General features: G+C 37.8%; 15 protein-coding genes. 7 read left to right on the forward strand and 8 right to left on the reverse strand.

What is annotated here, in order from left to right; translation table 11 throughout:
- Positions 1-98: 98 nt before the first annotated feature.
- The 3 genes from Q4597_RS04470 to Q4597_RS04480 are packed head-to-tail and all read left to right on the forward strand — an operon-like array spanning position 99 to position 2,584.
- Positions 99-827: a polyprenol monophosphomannose synthase gene (locus Q4597_RS04470; protein ID WP_303404876.1), complete on the forward strand. Its 729-nt coding sequence runs from the start codon at positions 99-101 to the stop codon at positions 825-827.
- Between the two features lies 1 nt (position 828).
- A complete protein-coding gene (locus tag Q4597_RS04475; RefSeq protein WP_303404878.1) occupies positions 829-2,163 on the forward strand; it encodes a dihydroorotase in 1,335 nt (444 codons plus the stop codon).
- A 1-nt stretch (position 2,164) separates the two neighbouring features.
- Positions 2,165-2,584, forward strand: coding sequence for a DUF4296 domain-containing protein (locus Q4597_RS04480; RefSeq protein ID WP_303404879.1), 420 nt, complete (start codon positions 2,165-2,167; stop codon positions 2,582-2,584).
- Here the strand turns inward: Q4597_RS04480 and Q4597_RS04485 are convergent.
- Positions 2,565-3,572: an NAD-dependent epimerase/dehydratase family protein gene (locus Q4597_RS04485; RefSeq protein ID WP_303404881.1), complete on the reverse strand. Its 1,008-nt coding sequence runs from the start codon at positions 3,570-3,572 to the stop codon at positions 2,565-2,567. The genes Q4597_RS04480 and Q4597_RS04485 overlap by 20 nt on opposite strands.
- A 103-nt stretch (positions 3,573-3,675) precedes the next feature.
- Between Q4597_RS04485 and tyrS the strand changes: the two genes are divergently transcribed.
- Both tyrS and Q4597_RS04495 read left to right on the forward strand, forming a co-directional pair.
- Positions 3,676-4,971 (forward strand): tyrosine--tRNA ligase, encoded by a 1,296-nt coding sequence (gene tyrS, locus Q4597_RS04490; RefSeq protein WP_303404883.1) that lies wholly within the window; start codon positions 3,676-3,678, stop codon positions 4,969-4,971.
- An 86-nt stretch (positions 4,972-5,057) separates the two neighbouring features.
- Positions 5,058-5,588, forward strand: a complete 531-nt coding sequence (locus tag Q4597_RS04495; protein WP_303404885.1) for a hypothetical protein — start codon at positions 5,058-5,060, stop codon at positions 5,586-5,588.
- On the opposite strand, the gene Q4597_RS04500 is transcribed toward Q4597_RS04495, so the two are convergent.
- Positions 5,585-6,562 (reverse strand): acyl transferase, encoded by a 978-nt coding sequence (locus Q4597_RS04500; protein WP_303404887.1) that lies wholly within the window; start codon positions 6,560-6,562, stop codon positions 5,585-5,587. The genes Q4597_RS04495 and Q4597_RS04500 overlap by 4 nt on opposite strands.
- 265 nt (positions 6,563-6,827) lie before the next feature.
- Here Q4597_RS04500 and Q4597_RS04505 point away from each other — a divergent pair, with 265 nt between their 5' ends.
- Positions 6,828-7,259, forward strand: coding sequence for a peptidylprolyl isomerase (locus Q4597_RS04505; protein WP_215438679.1), 432 nt, complete (start codon positions 6,828-6,830; stop codon positions 7,257-7,259).
- Between the two features lie 106 nt (positions 7,260-7,365).
- On the opposite strand, the gene Q4597_RS04510 is transcribed toward Q4597_RS04505, so the two are convergent.
- From Q4597_RS04510 to Q4597_RS04520, 3 genes are all read right to left on the reverse strand, one after another.
- On the reverse strand, positions 7,366-7,689 hold the full coding sequence (locus Q4597_RS04510; protein WP_215438678.1) for a T9SS type A sorting domain-containing protein: 324 nt from the start codon (positions 7,687-7,689) through the stop codon (positions 7,366-7,368).
- A 228-nt stretch (positions 7,690-7,917) separates the two neighbouring features.
- Positions 7,918-8,226 carry a T9SS type A sorting domain-containing protein gene (locus tag Q4597_RS04515; protein WP_215438677.1) on the reverse strand — a complete coding sequence of 103 codons (309 nt, stop codon included), beginning with the start codon at positions 8,224-8,226 and terminating at the stop codon, positions 7,918-7,920.
- A 212-nt stretch (positions 8,227-8,438) separates the two neighbouring features.
- Positions 8,439-9,164: an NrtR DNA-binding winged helix domain-containing protein gene (locus tag Q4597_RS04520; RefSeq protein ID WP_303404892.1), complete on the reverse strand. Its 726-nt coding sequence runs from the start codon at positions 9,162-9,164 to the stop codon at positions 8,439-8,441.
- A 157-nt stretch (positions 9,165-9,321) separates the two neighbouring features.
- Between Q4597_RS04520 and Q4597_RS04525 the strand changes: the two genes are divergently transcribed.
- On the forward strand, positions 9,322-10,812 hold the full coding sequence (locus Q4597_RS04525; RefSeq protein ID WP_303404894.1) for a mannitol dehydrogenase family protein: 1,491 nt from the start codon (positions 9,322-9,324) through the stop codon (positions 10,810-10,812).
- Positions 10,813-10,815: 3 nt separating this feature from the next.
- Here the strand turns inward: Q4597_RS04525 and Q4597_RS04530 are convergent, their stop codons facing one another.
- Genes Q4597_RS04530 through Q4597_RS04540 form a run of 3 tightly spaced genes read right to left on the reverse strand, consistent with a single transcriptional unit; the run spans position 10,816 to position 14,193 of the window.
- On the reverse strand, positions 10,816-11,703 hold the full coding sequence (locus Q4597_RS04530) for a carbohydrate kinase (RefSeq protein ID WP_303404896.1): 888 nt from the start codon (positions 11,701-11,703) through the stop codon (positions 10,816-10,818).
- A complete protein-coding gene (locus Q4597_RS04535; protein WP_303404898.1) occupies positions 11,704-13,200 on the reverse strand; it encodes a mannitol dehydrogenase family protein in 1,497 nt (498 codons plus the stop codon).
- A gap of 24 nt (positions 13,201-13,224) precedes the next feature.
- Positions 13,225-14,193 carry an ABC transporter permease gene (locus tag Q4597_RS04540; protein ID WP_303404900.1) on the reverse strand — a complete coding sequence of 323 codons (969 nt, stop codon included), beginning with the start codon at positions 14,191-14,193 and terminating at the stop codon, positions 13,225-13,227.
- Positions 14,194-14,216: the final 23 nt, after the last annotated feature.

The raw sequence follows: 14,216 nt of genomic DNA on the forward strand, positions 1-14,216 counted from the left end.
TCTGATAGATAGCCGACCTTTAAAAATTTCACAATTCCATAGTTGGCATTTTTTGGAGACTTTTAAAATGTTATTTTTGTCAAAATTCAAGCGAATCCGTGTCAGACAGCCTAGTTATTATCCCCACTTACAACGAGATAGAGAATATAGAAGCTATTATTAGAGCGGTCTTTGGTCTCACTAAAGATTTTCATGTTCTTATAGTAGATGACAACTCGCCGGACGGCACTTCTGCAAAAGTAATAGAGTTGCAAAAGGAATTTTCCGGAAGACTTTTTTTAGAGGTCAGAAAGCAAAAATCAGGTTTGGGTACGGCTTATATACACGGTTTTAAATGGGCCATTGCAAAAGGATATGACTACATTTTTGAAATGGATGCCGATTTTTCTCATAATCCAGAAGATTTGTTAAGGCTTTACAGGGCATGTGCCAATGGCGCGGATGTAGTTGTAGGTTCACGTTATAAAAAAGGAGTTAACGTGGTAGATTGGCCTTTGTATAGGGTGTTACTTTCTTATGGTGCTTCTTTTTATGTAAAGATGATAACGGGAATGCGTGTTCATGACCCTACTGCTGGCTTTGTAGTCTATAGACGTCATGTTCTAGAAAATATAAGTCTAGATTCCGTACGGTTTATAGGGTATGCTTTTCAGATTGAAATGAAATTTAGAGCGTATCTAAAAAATTATAAGATTGAGGAAGTGTCTATCATATTTAGAGATAGAGTAAGGGGAAAATCAAAAATGTCGTCATCAATTATCAATGAAGCCATCGTTGGCGTTTTTATGATGAAAATGCGCAGTATGTTTCAAAAATCTAGATTTTAGTATGGGAAAAATATTGATAAAGAATGCCAAAATCGTAAACGAGAACACGATTTTTGAGAGCGATGTTTTGCTTCAGGATGATATTATCGTGAAAATTGAAGCTAATATTTCTGATGATACCGCTAAAATTATAGATATCGAAGGTAAATACCTTTTGCCGGGAGTTATAGATGATCAGGTGCATTTTAGAGAGCCGGGCCTTACGCATAAGGGAGATATCTCCTCCGAAAGTAGAGCTGCCGTAGCTGGTGGAATCACAACTTATATGGAGCAGCCCAATACCAATCCGCAAACTACTACTATAGAAAAGTTAGAGGAAAAGTTTCAAATGGGTGCCAAGTCCAGTTTTGCCAATTATTCATTTCCTTTTGGAGGTACCAATGATAATTTGGAAGAATTAAAACGACTGGATAAAAACGCCTGTTCGGGTGTAAAACTCTTTTTGGGGTCTTCCACAGGTAATATGCTGGTAGATAATGAGGAAGTAATCGAGAAGATTTTTAGAAATACAGAAATGGTTATCTCTGCACATTGTGAAGATGAGGGAACCATTAAAAGAAACCTTGCCGAGTATAAAGAGAAGTACGGAGATGATATTCCCGTAAAATATCATCCTATTATAAGAAGTGAAGAGGCTTGTTATCTTTCTTCTTCAAAGGCTGTGGCATTAGCTAAAAAAACAGGTGCCCGTCTACATGTTTTTCATTTGTCTACCGGAAAGGAAACAGATTTGTTCAGGAACGATATTCCGTTAGAGCAGAAGAAAATTACAGCAGAGGTCTGTGTGCATCATTTATGGTTCTCAGAAGCGGATTATGATACCAAGGGCACTTTGATTAAATGGAATCCTGCAGTGAAAACGGCAGCGGATAGGGACCAGTTGTGGAAAGCGTTGCTGGATGATCGTTTGGATGTTATAGCAACGGATCACGCCCCCCATTTATTAAGTGAAAAAGATAACGTGTATACCAAAGCGCCATCGGGCGGTCCATTGGTGCAACATGCACTCACCGCTTTATTGGATAAAGTGCATGAGAATGTAATTTCCGTAGAAAAAGTGGTGCAGAAAATGTGTCATAATCCCGCCATACTATTTCAGATTGAAAAAAGAGGTTATATTAGAGAAGGCTATTTTGCAGATTTGGTAGTGGTAGATATGAATGCTCCTTACCAAGTAACAAAAGAGAATATAGCGTACAAATGCAAATGGTCTCCGTTTGAAGGTACTACCTTTAAGTCTTCCGTGACGCACACCTTTGTTAACGGTCACTTGGCCTATGAAAACGGAAACTTTTCTCCAGAGCGCAATGCAAGGCGATTAACATTCAACAGATAATATGAAGAAGTTAGCAGCGGTTCTGGTATTTTTTATGATTATATCCTGTAATGAGCAGCTTTTGGAAAAGCCTGAAAACCTTATTCCAAGGGAGCAAATGGTGGCCATTCTTCAGGACTTGGCCGTAGTGAACGCTGCCAAAACAACTAATATGCAGGTGCTCAGGGACAATGATGTAGAGCCTATGGACTATATTTTTGAAAAGTACAATATAGATAGTTTGCAACTGGTAGAAAGTGATCGCTATTACGCTTCGCTACCTGTGGAATACGAAAAAATTTATAAGGAAGTAGAGGCTAACCTTGAGTCTGAGGCCAAGGTTTTGGAAGAGCAGAAAAAGGTGAACGATAGTCTTAGAGTGGCCAAGGAAAAATTAGAAAGGGAAAAAGCCAAGGCCAAAGCTAATGATACTCTTCCTTAAATTTTTGACAACATAAAGAAATGGTTTCATCCAACGCCTCAAATTCAAAGTTTAAGGCGTTTTTTATTTTTTGATTGTTATAAATTTCTCGGTGCTTTAAGGAATGAATGGAGTTTTTGGTGATTCTCCTTCCGTTTTTAAAGAATAGGTTTTTTAGCCAATCTAACCATCTTCCTATTTCAAGTTGCCAATACTTTAGTTGCACGGATGGTGACTTTATGCCGAGTTCTACAGTTATTTTGGTCAGAATCTCTTTGAACGTCAGATTTTCGGCTACGGCAATATAGCGTTCGTTGGTAATTTCTGAATCCATCAAGGTTACCATCATTTTAATCACGTCATGCACTGTGATAAAGCCTGTGCCACCAGGAGGGTAGAACCGATACCCTTTTTTTGCTACGGTAAACAAATCTCCACTACCGCTATGCCAGAATCCCGGACCTATGATTACCCCGGGGTTGACCATAACTACGGGCAAGTCTTCTTGGGAACCGCGCCAGACTTCCATTTCCGCTGCTTGTTTGGTAAGTCCATATACATTGGCTTCACGAGGGGTCCACGCATTTTCTTCATCTGCCATGCCGCTCCCCAATGTTCTTCCTATGGCGCCAATGGTACTGGTATAACATAGCTTTTGTACACCATGGGCAATACATAGGTTTACAATATTGGCGGTTCCTTCTGTATTTATTTTTTCTAGCGTATCAAAGTTTTGAGGGTCAAATGAAATAAGGGCTGCAGTGTGGTATACGTGGGTAATCTGGTCAAAAGCAATTTCCAAGGCGGGAATATCTATAATATCGGCCTCTACCCATTCAATTTTATCAAACAGGATTTGGGCATCATCTGTGTAATACCCAAAAATTTTGCGCACACGTTCCAGATTGCTTTGCTTTCTGTGAATGGCCCTAACGGAACTACCGCTCTGCACCAATTTCAATAAAAGATGCGAACCTACCAACCCCGTTCCTCCTGTAACCAATATCATGTTCCAAAGTTAGCGAATAGCGATGAATAATTTCCTGTATTATTCAAGGGTTGGGCGGCGATTTACTTTTATATTTGCAGCTAAATTTACAGAATAGACGGACATGACTTCAAACTTTGTAGAAGAATTAAAATGGAGAGGCATGTTGCATGACGCAATGCCGGGAACCGAGGGACATTTAATGAACGAAATGCAATCTGCCTATGTGGGTATTGATCCTACTGCAGATTCTTTGCACATTGGCCATTTGGTAGGGGTAATGATGTTACGTCATTTTCAATTGGCAGGCCATAAACCTTATGCGCTTATTGGTGGTGCTACGGGTATGATAGGTGATCCTTCCGGAAAATCGGCAGAGCGTAATCTATTAGACGAGCCTACGCTCCGTCATAACCAAGAAGCTATAAAGGAACAATTGTCGCGGTTTTTAGATTTTGATGGTGATGGGGACAATGCAGCCATCTTGGTCAATAATTATGACTGGATGAAAGATTTTTCATTTCTGGATTTTATAAGGGACGTGGGCAAGCATATTACCGTAAACTATATGATGGCCAAGGATTCGGTTAAAAAGAGACTTTCAGCGGAATCCAAGGAAGGAATGTCCTTTACCGAGTTTACCTACCAAATGGTACAGGGGTATGATTTTCTGTACTTGTACCAAAACCATAATTGTACGTTGCAAATGGGTGGTAGTGACCAGTGGGGAAATATTACCACAGGTACGGAACTAATAAGAAGAATAGGAGGGGGCAAAGGCTATGCGCTTACCTGCCCGTTGATTACAAAAGCGGATGGTACTAAATTCGGAAAGACCGAAGGAGGTAATATTTGGTTGGATTCCGAAAGGACTTCACCCTATAAATTTTACCAATATTGGTTGAATACCTCAGATGTAGATGCTGAGAAGTACATTAAAATATTCACGTTTCTTTCCAAAGAAGAAATAGAAGAGTTGATAAAAGAGCACCAAGAAGCACCGCATATGCGTGCTTTGCAGAAGCGTTTGGCCGAAGAAATTACCGTAATGGTGCACTCACAGGAAGATTTGGAAAATGCTCAGAAGGCTAGTAACATTCTTTTTGGACGGTCTACTTCGGAAGATTTGAAAGGTTTGAACGAAAAGACTTTTTTAGATGTTTTTGACGGAGTACCACAAGCCGAAATTTCTAAAGAGGAGCTTACTCCAGGATTGGATATGATCGGTGCACTTGCGGATAAAACGGGGTTTTTAGCATCAAACAGTGAAGCAAGAAGGGAGCTGAAACAGAATTCTATCTCTGTAAATAAAGAAAAAGTAAAAGCAGATTATCTTATTACGGATAGTGACTTGATCAACGGCAAATTTGTTTTGTTACAGCGGGGTAAAAAGAACTATTTTGTTTTAGTGGTACAATAGTTCGGCCGTTTTTTAAGATAAAAGGTAGACTAAAACGGGTTTGGAAAGCGTTATGTAGCCAGTAACATTTTTCAAACCCGAATTAGATGCGTAAATTTTTATTGATTCTTACCGTTTTTGCTACACTGACTTCTTGTGATAAGTTAGACGAGCTTACCAAATTTGATCTGGATTATAATAGTCAAGTAACTATACCATCTTCGGCAGGTATAGACCTTCCTTTTGATATGTTCACGCCGGACATGGAAACCAATTCTGATTCACAGTTTGAGGTAAACGATACGCGTAAAGATTTGATTGAAGAAATTAAACTAACTAAGTTGGAATTGGAAATCACCTCTCCGGACGATAGTGATTTTAGTTTTCTTGAATCTATAGAAATCTATATTTCCGCAGAGGGTCTTGATGAGATAATGATTGCTTCTAAAGAAGAAGTAGACGAGAATATTGGTGATGTTTTAGATGTAGATGTTATAGACGTAGACTTAAAAGAGTACATCAAAAAAGACAAATTTAACCTAAGGTTGAATACGGTTACTGATGAGTTGATCAGTACGGATCATGAGATTGACGTAAACTCTACATTCTTTGTTGATGCCAAAATATTGGGACTTTAAAGTACCATTAAATTACAGCCTCTAACATCGGAATGGTCAAAACGGCCCAATACTTCAAAAGTGCCGTTTTCATAGGTCTTGCCTAAATCTTGCGTAGCTATAAATGCACAAGAATCAATATTTGCCAGATCTATAACATTAATACCTCCAGTTTTTTTATGGTCTTGGTAGGCTAGCGGGTCTTCCGTATCGCGGATTAGGATTTTCATCCAAGGAGGAGTTTCAAAAATACCGTTTCCTTTTGAATAGCCTTGGGATAATAGTTCTGTCATGCCATATTCGGAATGTATGACCGGTACGCCAAAGCCTTTTTTTAAGATGGAATGAAGTTCTTCGCGAATAAGTTCCTTTCGTCGGCCTTTCATGCCGCCCGTTTCCATGATTACGGTGTTCTTTAGTTTTAGCGTATTGGTTTCAACCATGTCCAAAAGGGCAAAAGAAACTCCAATAAGCAATATTTTTTGACCGTTTGCGTCTAGTTGAATCAGTTTGTTGCGTAAACCATTTAGGTCGTTAAGATAAAAGCCGCTATCCGGATGCTGGCTCTGCTTGATCATATCATCAACCATATAAATAAGAGATGAGCCTTCTCTTTCCAGATAAGAAGGTAACAGGGCCAGAACGCAAAAATCTTCAACTTTACCGTAAAATAGTTCAAATGCATTTCTGAAACTTTCCTCATACAGAGAAAGCCGGTTTACAAAATGTTTGCTGGTATTGCTTCCGGTAGTGCCGCTACTTGTAAAAATTGTTTCCGGGAGCTTATCTCCAGAAATAATTTCTTTCGATTTAAAAAAGGAAATGGGTAAAAAGGGTATTGCGGAAACTTCATCAACATTTGCATCGGACTTACCTAAATAGGAACAAAATTCTTGGTACACGGCATTGGTGCGATACTGGTGCCTAAAAACTTTTAAAGCTTGGGCGTCAAATTCGCTCTGTGTATTTATCTTAAATATTTCACTACCGTTCATAATACTATTCCTTGTGCAAAAATAGTGATATCCTTTTCTGTAAAAAATAAACAAGATGGGTAAAAGTGTATAATTTTAATGTATCTGGTTATTCGTAGGTAACCAGTTTTTTAATTGTTAATTCTTTTAACTAATCAGGTGTAAAATGTTAATGTTTTCTAAATACAAGGAAGGCTTGGGTTAAAGATTTTGTAGCCGTTTTTATACCTGTACCTTTACCAAAATAGCTATAAAATAGCATTTTGCTGTTTTTTAAAATGATATTATGAGTCAAATTAAAGAGAACGATAAGGTAAAAGTACATTACACAGGTAAGTTGACTACAGGTGAGGTTTTTGATAGCTCTGTTGAAAGAGGTGAGCCTATTGAATTTACTATGGGTCAGGGACAATTGATACCTGGGTTTGAAAAAGGTCTGATTGATATGAAAGTCAATGAGAAAAAAACCGTTAATATACCTAAAGAGGAAGCTTACGGAGAGCCTAAAGCAGAATTGATACAGGAAGTTCCAAAGAGTCAATTGCCACAGGATATTGAGCCTAAAGTAGGAATGGGACTAGTTTCTCAGACCCAAAGCGGGCAGGAAATTAATTTATTGGTTACTGAGGTAAAAGAAGAAAGTATTGTTGTTGACGGTAACCACCCTTTAGCAGGTAAAGACCTTGTTTTTGATCTAGAGGTAGTAGAGATATTGTAAAGTTGTATCATATGAACTCCTAAAATAAAGGGAGGATATGGTAAAACATTACATATTTGTTTTTAATTAAATTGAAATAGCTCCTGAAAGGGAGCTTTTTTTTTGGCTACTTTACAACCAGTTTTCGGTTGCTGGTTTTTTGATTTTCCGTAACCTGAAGCACATATACACCTGGTACAAGCCTAGAGATATTTAGATTGCTCTTGGAAATTTGGTCCGTAAGCACAATTTTCCCGAAGACATCGTAAACTTTAATGTATTTTGATTGGTTGTCTCTGGTAATAACATTTACCACATCATTAAAAGCAGGATTGGGGTATAGCTTAAAACCGGGAATTTCTTCTTTTTTTTGATTTTGAAAATCAAATGAATCTTGGGCGGACATTCCAATGGTAAATACCATGAAAAGCATAAAGTAGGTAATGCGCATAACTATTGATTTGGGGTCAACAGTTTAAAGGTAGAAAATGGGGCGGGTGATTGTTCTGAAATGTTGTGAAAATGGCCTGGGTGTTGGTGAGCGTCACATCAGTTTCCGTTCATCGCTATTTTGTTACCATTCATCGACAGGTGTTTGAAGTTTGTCGACAGGTGTCTTGGTTGTAATAAATTGAAAATAAGAGGGTTCGGAAAAGGTGTTGTTGTAAAAAGAGGAGTGCTACTTAACGATTAATTTTCTTGTAGCTACTTTATTGTTTTGATAGACCCGTAATACATAAACACCGGCATCAAGATCAGAAAGATAGAGTTCGTTGCCGTTAATTTTGGTTTCTAGAACCTGCGTACCCAAAACATCATAAATTAGAACTTGTTTGGGTGCATTGTCATTTGTGCTAATGTACACCTTGCCATTCGTAACAGGATTTGGGTAAAGTTTAAAACCCTTAATATCTCCATTACTCTGGGTTTCTTGACCATAGGAAAACGAGATACACAAGAATGTAATAATTAGGTAAAAGTGCTTCATATAATTATGTGAGCAAATAATATACCACGAATATACGAAATCTTTATTTTGATCGTTGCCCGAATTTATGAAATGTAAGAAAATATGTATAATCGGAACTCTGAAAGCATTAATTGACCAATATTTAATGGTTTGCCCTATACGAATAACTTAATCCATTTTTTGGTAGAGCTATTTTAACTTGAAAATTGAACTTAGGGTAGTGTAAGCTCTTAAATATTTATGATTAGGTCTTTTTCGGTTACTTTATCATATACATCCCGGCTAAAAACATAGAGTTTGGAGGGCTTTTTTGCGTTACCCTTTCGGGTTTCGTTTAAAGGGACAATATAAATTTTCTTTAGAACCTTTTTTCGGAAATTTCGATTGTCAATTTCAATATTCAGGACAGATTCAAAAGCAATTTGAAGTTCGTTTAAGGTGAACTTATGTGATATAAAATCAAATATAATGGGCTCAACCATGATTTTTTGCTTCAAATCTTCTTGAGCGTCCTCAATTATTTTTTTGTGGTCAAACCCCAGTTCTGGTAAGGCCTTTAGCGGAAACCACTTAAATTCATCATTACTTAGTTTAATGTTCTTTTTGGGTTGAACAAAATAGTACGCAATAGTCATGGATTGTGTTTTGAGTCCTTGACTTTTGGTCCACAACAAATCTTTGTCGGTTTTAATTCTAGAAGTAATGCCGTAGGTGTGAAATTGGATCCTGTTGAACTCGTTAAGGTTGGTTATGCTTTTAAAGATACTATTGGCAGACTCCTCTAAGGTTTTGTTGATAAAAGCACGTTCTCCCGTAATGACCCAGTCATCAATTATTGGGTACTCTTTTCGGAACATATTTAGCGTTCGTTTTTGCAATAAAACATCCAGGCCTTCTGGGCCTAAGCCAAAAATGACACAATTAACAGATACGTTATCCAGTTTTCTAAAATCCATTTAATACGGCTCTCTTATCTTTGTTTTAAACTTCATTTTGAATCGCCCTGAAGTTCTATTTCGTCAATATACAATGAACCCTTAAAAAATATAGATATAATTTTATTTTTTATGTAAATTCAAAGATTTTGGACACTGATTCTTTATTGTAAAAAACATGCAAAACCCATTATACTTAAATATTGAGAACGTAGGAGCAATGCAGAATAGGGTATTGACCCCTGTGTTTGATCGGGACAAAATTAAAACAAGTATTGCTCATATAGGGGTAAGTAATTTTCATAGAGCGCATCAAGCATATTATATGCACGAATTGATAGAAAAGCATAATGAACTGAATTTTGGTATATGCGGAATAGACCTTTTGGATGCAGACCGAAAGATATATAATGTGTTAAAGGATCAAGACGGTCTTTATAGCTTGGTAATGAAAGATGCCAATGGATCTCATCAAATAAAAGTTATTGGCTCTATTGTAGAGTATTTTTTTGGTCCTGAAAACCCCATGGCGGTTATTGAAAAACTTGCTCATCCTGATATTGAAATCATTTCGTTGACTATTGCCGAAGACGGGTATAATTTAAATGAGATAACGGGAGAGTTTGACCAGGAGAATCCTGTTGTAGAAGAGGATATGAGAAATCCGTTTTATCCTAAAACCGTTTTTGGATACTTGGTGCAAGCCTTTAAGTTGAGGAAGTTCAGGGGCCTAACGGGTTGTACTATCTTATCGTGTGACAATATCAAAGGGAACGGAGATACGATGAAAGCTTCTTTTTTCAATTATGTAAATAAGATGGAGCCCGAATTATTGCCTTGGTTAAAGGAAAACACAACGTTTCCCAATTCAATGGTAGATAGGATTACACCGCTCACACGCCCAGAGGATATTGAAATCTTGAAAAACGATTTTTTAATTGAAGATCAATGGCCGGTAGTCTGTGAGCCTTTTTCAAATTGGGTAATAGAGGATAATTTTTTCCATGGAAGACCAGAGTGGGAAAAGGTAGGAGTGCAGTTTGTGGAGTATATTGAATTTTATGATAAAATGAAGCTTCAGTTGCTTAATGCAGGCCATACCCTGTTGGGGGTACTGGGCACACTTCATGGATATAAAACCATTAGTGAGGCTGCAAACGATGAAGATTTTATGCTTTTCCTAAAAACTTTTATGGATGAAGAGGTCATTCCTGTGCTGGACAAGGCCGAGGTTCATTTGGTGGAAAATTATAAATCTACTTTAATTACCAGATTTAAGAACCCGCATATTTATGATAGCCTGTCAAGAATTTGCAACGAAAGTTCTGCAAAAGTCCCCATCTTCATTTTGCCAACGGTACAGGCGCAGTTGTCTAAAGATAAGGTTATTGATAGCGTTGCTTTTTTTGTTGCCGCATGGTGTAAGTATTATGATGGTTCGGATGATCAAGGTAAAGCCTATAAAATATCCGACTCAATTAGTAATGTTCTAATTAGAAGAGCTACCCAATCTCAGCAGGAACCGCTTAGGTTTTTAGAAATAGATTCTGTTTTTGGTGATTTAAAGAACAGTTCCATTTTTGTAGAAAAGTACGTGCGCTATCTAAATTATATTAGAACGCGTACGATTAAAGAGTGTATAAAGGATTTTAATGCTAATCTGTTATAACATTTAAGATTGCACATAAATCATTTGGTCAATAGTAGCTTTCTCTATTTTGGGGTTGGCTCCTTCATGGCTGGCCACAATTGCACCAATAGCACAGGCATAGTCAAGCGCATTTTGAGGGGGAGTACCTTTAAGTAACTTGTTGATCAGAGATGCCAAAAAAGAATCTCCGGCGCCAACGGTGTCTACCACAACAATTGGGTAGCCATTGTTGTAATAAAATAAATCGTTTCTATAGAGTATGGCGCCTTTACCGCCTCTTGTAACACAAATAGATTCTGTATTGGTATACTTCGCTATAAATTTGATGTTCTCTTCTAGAGACTCAGATTCAAAATCTAACGCTTTTGCTATTTCAAGAATTTCGTCGTCATTAAACTTAATGAAATTGGCGGCGTCCATGAGTTCGGACAAGGTATCTGCCGTATAATGAGGGGCTCTAAGATTCACATCAAAAATCTTATACTTGGCCAATTTTAAAAGTGCAGATAGTGTGTTTTTAGAGAGGTGGTTTCTTGCAGCCAAACTTCCATAAATAAATGCATCTGCAGTCCGGGTAATATTTATGGTGTCCGGGGTGAGTTCAATGTAGTCCCAAGCTCTAGGGAACTCTATGCTGTAAGTGGCTGAACCTTGGTTGTCCAAAGAAACTTTTACGTCTCCGGTTTTCAGGGTATGGTCAACTTTTATACTTTGAGTGTCAATACCTTGTTTGTTTAGGAAATCAATTATTTCGCTACCTGCGGCATCATTTCCTACCTTGCTTATCAAGCATACCCTGTTCTCCAATGATTTTAAACGCGAGGCAACATTTAAAGGAGCTCCTCCAATCTTTTTGTGAGTTGGGAACACATCCCAAAGAACTTCTCCAAAACAAACTATATTTTTCATTTAAATATTATTTAGAGCTTTATTGTTCATTTTATTTACACATTCTTCTACGCCATGTTTTAGAATGTTATGATAGGCTTCTGAATAAGAATCAACAAATCTTTTTGATTGATTTAGTTTTCCAAAAACGGATTCTATTTCTAAAAAAGCCGCGGGATTTTCTTTGGCAACCAGTGCTTTTTCTTTTAGGATTGTTTCAAGGGCATCTTTAATGTTCAAAGTGTTTCCTTTTTCATCAATACCGGCACTGTAAATGGCCCAAGCTGCTATTACAAAAGCTGCATGTTCAATAGGGCCGCCATTTTTTAATTGGGTATGTACTGTGGGTAAAATAAAAATGGGAATTTTAGCGGAGCTTTCGGAACAAATTCGGTCTATTTGATCTTTAATGTAAATATTTCCAAATCTTTGAAGCAGTGACTGTTTATACGTTTTTAAATCGATTCCTTCCAAACTGCCTAAAGTAGGAGTCGCCTCTTCATCCATATATGTGTGTAAGAAGGCTTGTATGGCTTTGTTATGAACAGATTCGTCAATAGTTTCATAGCCAATTAGAGCGCCTAGGATTCCCAAGACCGAATGTCCCGCATTCAACAGACTGAGCTTCATTTTTTCATAGGGAACTACGTCTTCAACAAATTGGGCGCCTACGGTTTCCCAGGCAGGTCTTCCGGAGATAAAATCATCTTCTATGACCCATTGCTTAAACGGTTCGCAAACTACGGGCCATGCATCCTCAATTCCGCTAGATTCTTTTAATAAGGCAATGTCTTTTTCAGATGTAGCGGGGGTGATTCTATCTACCATGGCATTAGGAAATGATACGTTGGAATTTATCCAAGGCGCAAGTTCCGGTTCCGCTATATCCACAAAACTCAGTAACATTTTTTGAGTCATAAGCCCATTTCCCTGAATGTTATCGCAAGATTGAATGGTGCAGCCGGGCAACCCCATTTCTTTTCGGAGTTTTAATGCCTGGGTCAAATAACCAAAAATTGTTTTGGGAGCTCTTGGGTTTTCTAAGTCATGTTGAATTAAGGGATTTGTAAAATCAAAAGCACCTGTTGCTTCGTTGTAATTGTAACCACCTTCGGTAATCGTTAAGGTTATAATCTTAACATCGGCACTTGCCATTTTCTCTATTACTTGTGTTGGGTTTTCTGGGGCAAAAAGGTACTCTACAATAGAGCCTATGATTTTTTTGGTCAAGGTGCCGTCCAATTCCTTCACAATAAGCGTGTACAATCCATCTTGCTCTTTAAGGGTGTTGTAAATTTTAGTATCAAAATCCAGTAGGGCAATGCCGCAAATACCCCAATCCGAGTTAGCTGGGTCATGTAATAACTGATCGGTATAGTAGGCTTCATGAGATCGATGGAACCCCCCTATGCCTACGTGAACAATACCTGTTTTTAAAGTAGACCTATCATATTTTGGAATTAAAGCCTCATTTGAAAATTTGCTGAGGTTTTTGCTGTTTAATTTATAGCTAGTCATATTACGTAACGTTATGTTTTTTAGTTATTTGCTTTCGAACTTTTGTAAGAGAACGGCAAAGATGATTATGGCTCCTTTTACCACCTGTTGTGGGTAGGAGGGTACATTCAGGAGGTTTAGGATGTTGCTTATCAAGCCTAAAATAAGGACCCCCATTAAGGTGTTTATAGCAGTTCCTTTTCCTCCGTTTAAACTTGCACCGCCAATTACAACTGCGGCAATGGCATCAAGTTCCCAGGCCATACCCATATTGGGCGATCCCAAATTTGTTCTGGAGGCAACAATAATGGCGGCAGTTGCTGCCAAAGACCCAGAAATTGCATACACCAAAAACTTATATTTATTTACTTTGATACCTGATAATCTAGAAGCCTCTTCGTTGCTCCCTATAGCTATAATAAGCCTTCCAAATACATTGTAGCGTAGCATTGCCATTGCACATATGACGATGATAAAGAATACAATGGAAATGTTAGGTATGCCCAAAGTTGAATTGTTGGCAAAGTCGGACATGTAAAGCCCTCCGTAAGTTGTGAAGGTAATAGGAGAACCTTTTGAATAGATGAAACCTAGGCCCCTTGCAATGGTCATTAAGGCAAGGGTTGCAATAAAGGGTGCCATTTTTTGATATGCTACAAGATAACCGGCTATACTTCCCAAAGAAAATCCGATTAGAATGGTCAATAGAATGGCTAGGGGTAAAATAAATGTATTCACCAAAATTGCGAAAGTAACAGCTAACAAAGCCACCATGGATCCTACGGAAAGGTCTATCCCACCGGTTAGGATAACGATTAGCATTCCAATGCTAATGATGCCAATACCAGAAACCTGTTTCAGTAAATTGGATAAGTTTACCGATGTAAAGAATACATCCGAAATTAATGCTGAAAACACTACCAATACTATAAAAATGAAAATGGTGTTGTGTTTGATTAGAAACTTGAGAAACCCTCCCGGACTACTAAGCTGTTGTTTCATTGTTAAGGCCATGATTTATTTTTTAAATGGTTGGA

This window comes from Zobellia sp. 1_MG-2023 (assembly GCF_030549125.1).
In the GTDB taxonomy this organism is placed as follows: domain Bacteria; phylum Bacteroidota; class Bacteroidia; order Flavobacteriales; family Flavobacteriaceae; genus Zobellia; species Zobellia russellii.

Excerpts from the sequence above, each read along its gene's own strand:
- Q4597_RS04475 (WP_303404878.1), top strand. The coding sequence starts at position 829 with ATGGGAAAAATATTGATAAAGAATGCCAAAATCGTAAACGAGAACACG.
- Q4597_RS04480 (WP_303404879.1), top strand. The coding sequence starts at position 2,165 with ATGAAGAAGTTAGCAGCGGTTCTGGTATTTTTTATGATTATATCCTGT.
- Q4597_RS04485 (WP_303404881.1), bottom strand. The coding sequence starts at position 3,572 with ATGATATTGGTTACAGGAGGAACGGGGTTGGTAGGTTCGCATCTTTTA.
- tyrS (WP_303404883.1), top strand. The coding sequence starts at position 3,676 with ATGACTTCAAACTTTGTAGAAGAATTAAAATGGAGAGGCATGTTGCAT.
- Q4597_RS04495 (WP_303404885.1), top strand. The coding sequence starts at position 5,058 with ATGCGTAAATTTTTATTGATTCTTACCGTTTTTGCTACACTGACTTCT.
- Q4597_RS04500 (WP_303404887.1), bottom strand. The coding sequence starts at position 6,562 with ATGAACGGTAGTGAAATATTTAAGATAAATACACAGAGCGAATTTGAC.
- Q4597_RS04505 (WP_215438679.1), top strand. The coding sequence starts at position 6,828 with ATGAGTCAAATTAAAGAGAACGATAAGGTAAAAGTACATTACACAGGT.
- Q4597_RS04510 (WP_215438678.1), bottom strand. The coding sequence starts at position 7,689 with ATGCGCATTACCTACTTTATGCTTTTCATGGTATTTACCATTGGAATG.
- Q4597_RS04515 (WP_215438677.1), bottom strand. The coding sequence starts at position 8,226 with ATGAAGCACTTTTACCTAATTATTACATTCTTGTGTATCTCGTTTTCC.
- Q4597_RS04520 (WP_303404892.1), bottom strand. The coding sequence starts at position 9,164 with ATGGATTTTAGAAAACTGGATAACGTATCTGTTAATTGTGTCATTTTT.
- Q4597_RS04525 (WP_303404894.1), top strand. The coding sequence starts at position 9,322 with ATGCAAAACCCATTATACTTAAATATTGAGAACGTAGGAGCAATGCAG.
- Q4597_RS04530 (WP_303404896.1), bottom strand. The coding sequence starts at position 11,703 with ATGAAAAATATAGTTTGTTTTGGAGAAGTTCTTTGGGATGTGTTCCCA.
- Q4597_RS04535 (WP_303404898.1), bottom strand. The coding sequence starts at position 13,200 with ATGACTAGCTATAAATTAAACAGCAAAAACCTCAGCAAATTTTCAAAT.
- Q4597_RS04540 (WP_303404900.1), bottom strand. The coding sequence starts at position 14,193 with ATGGCCTTAACAATGAAACAACAGCTTAGTAGTCCGGGAGGGTTTCTC.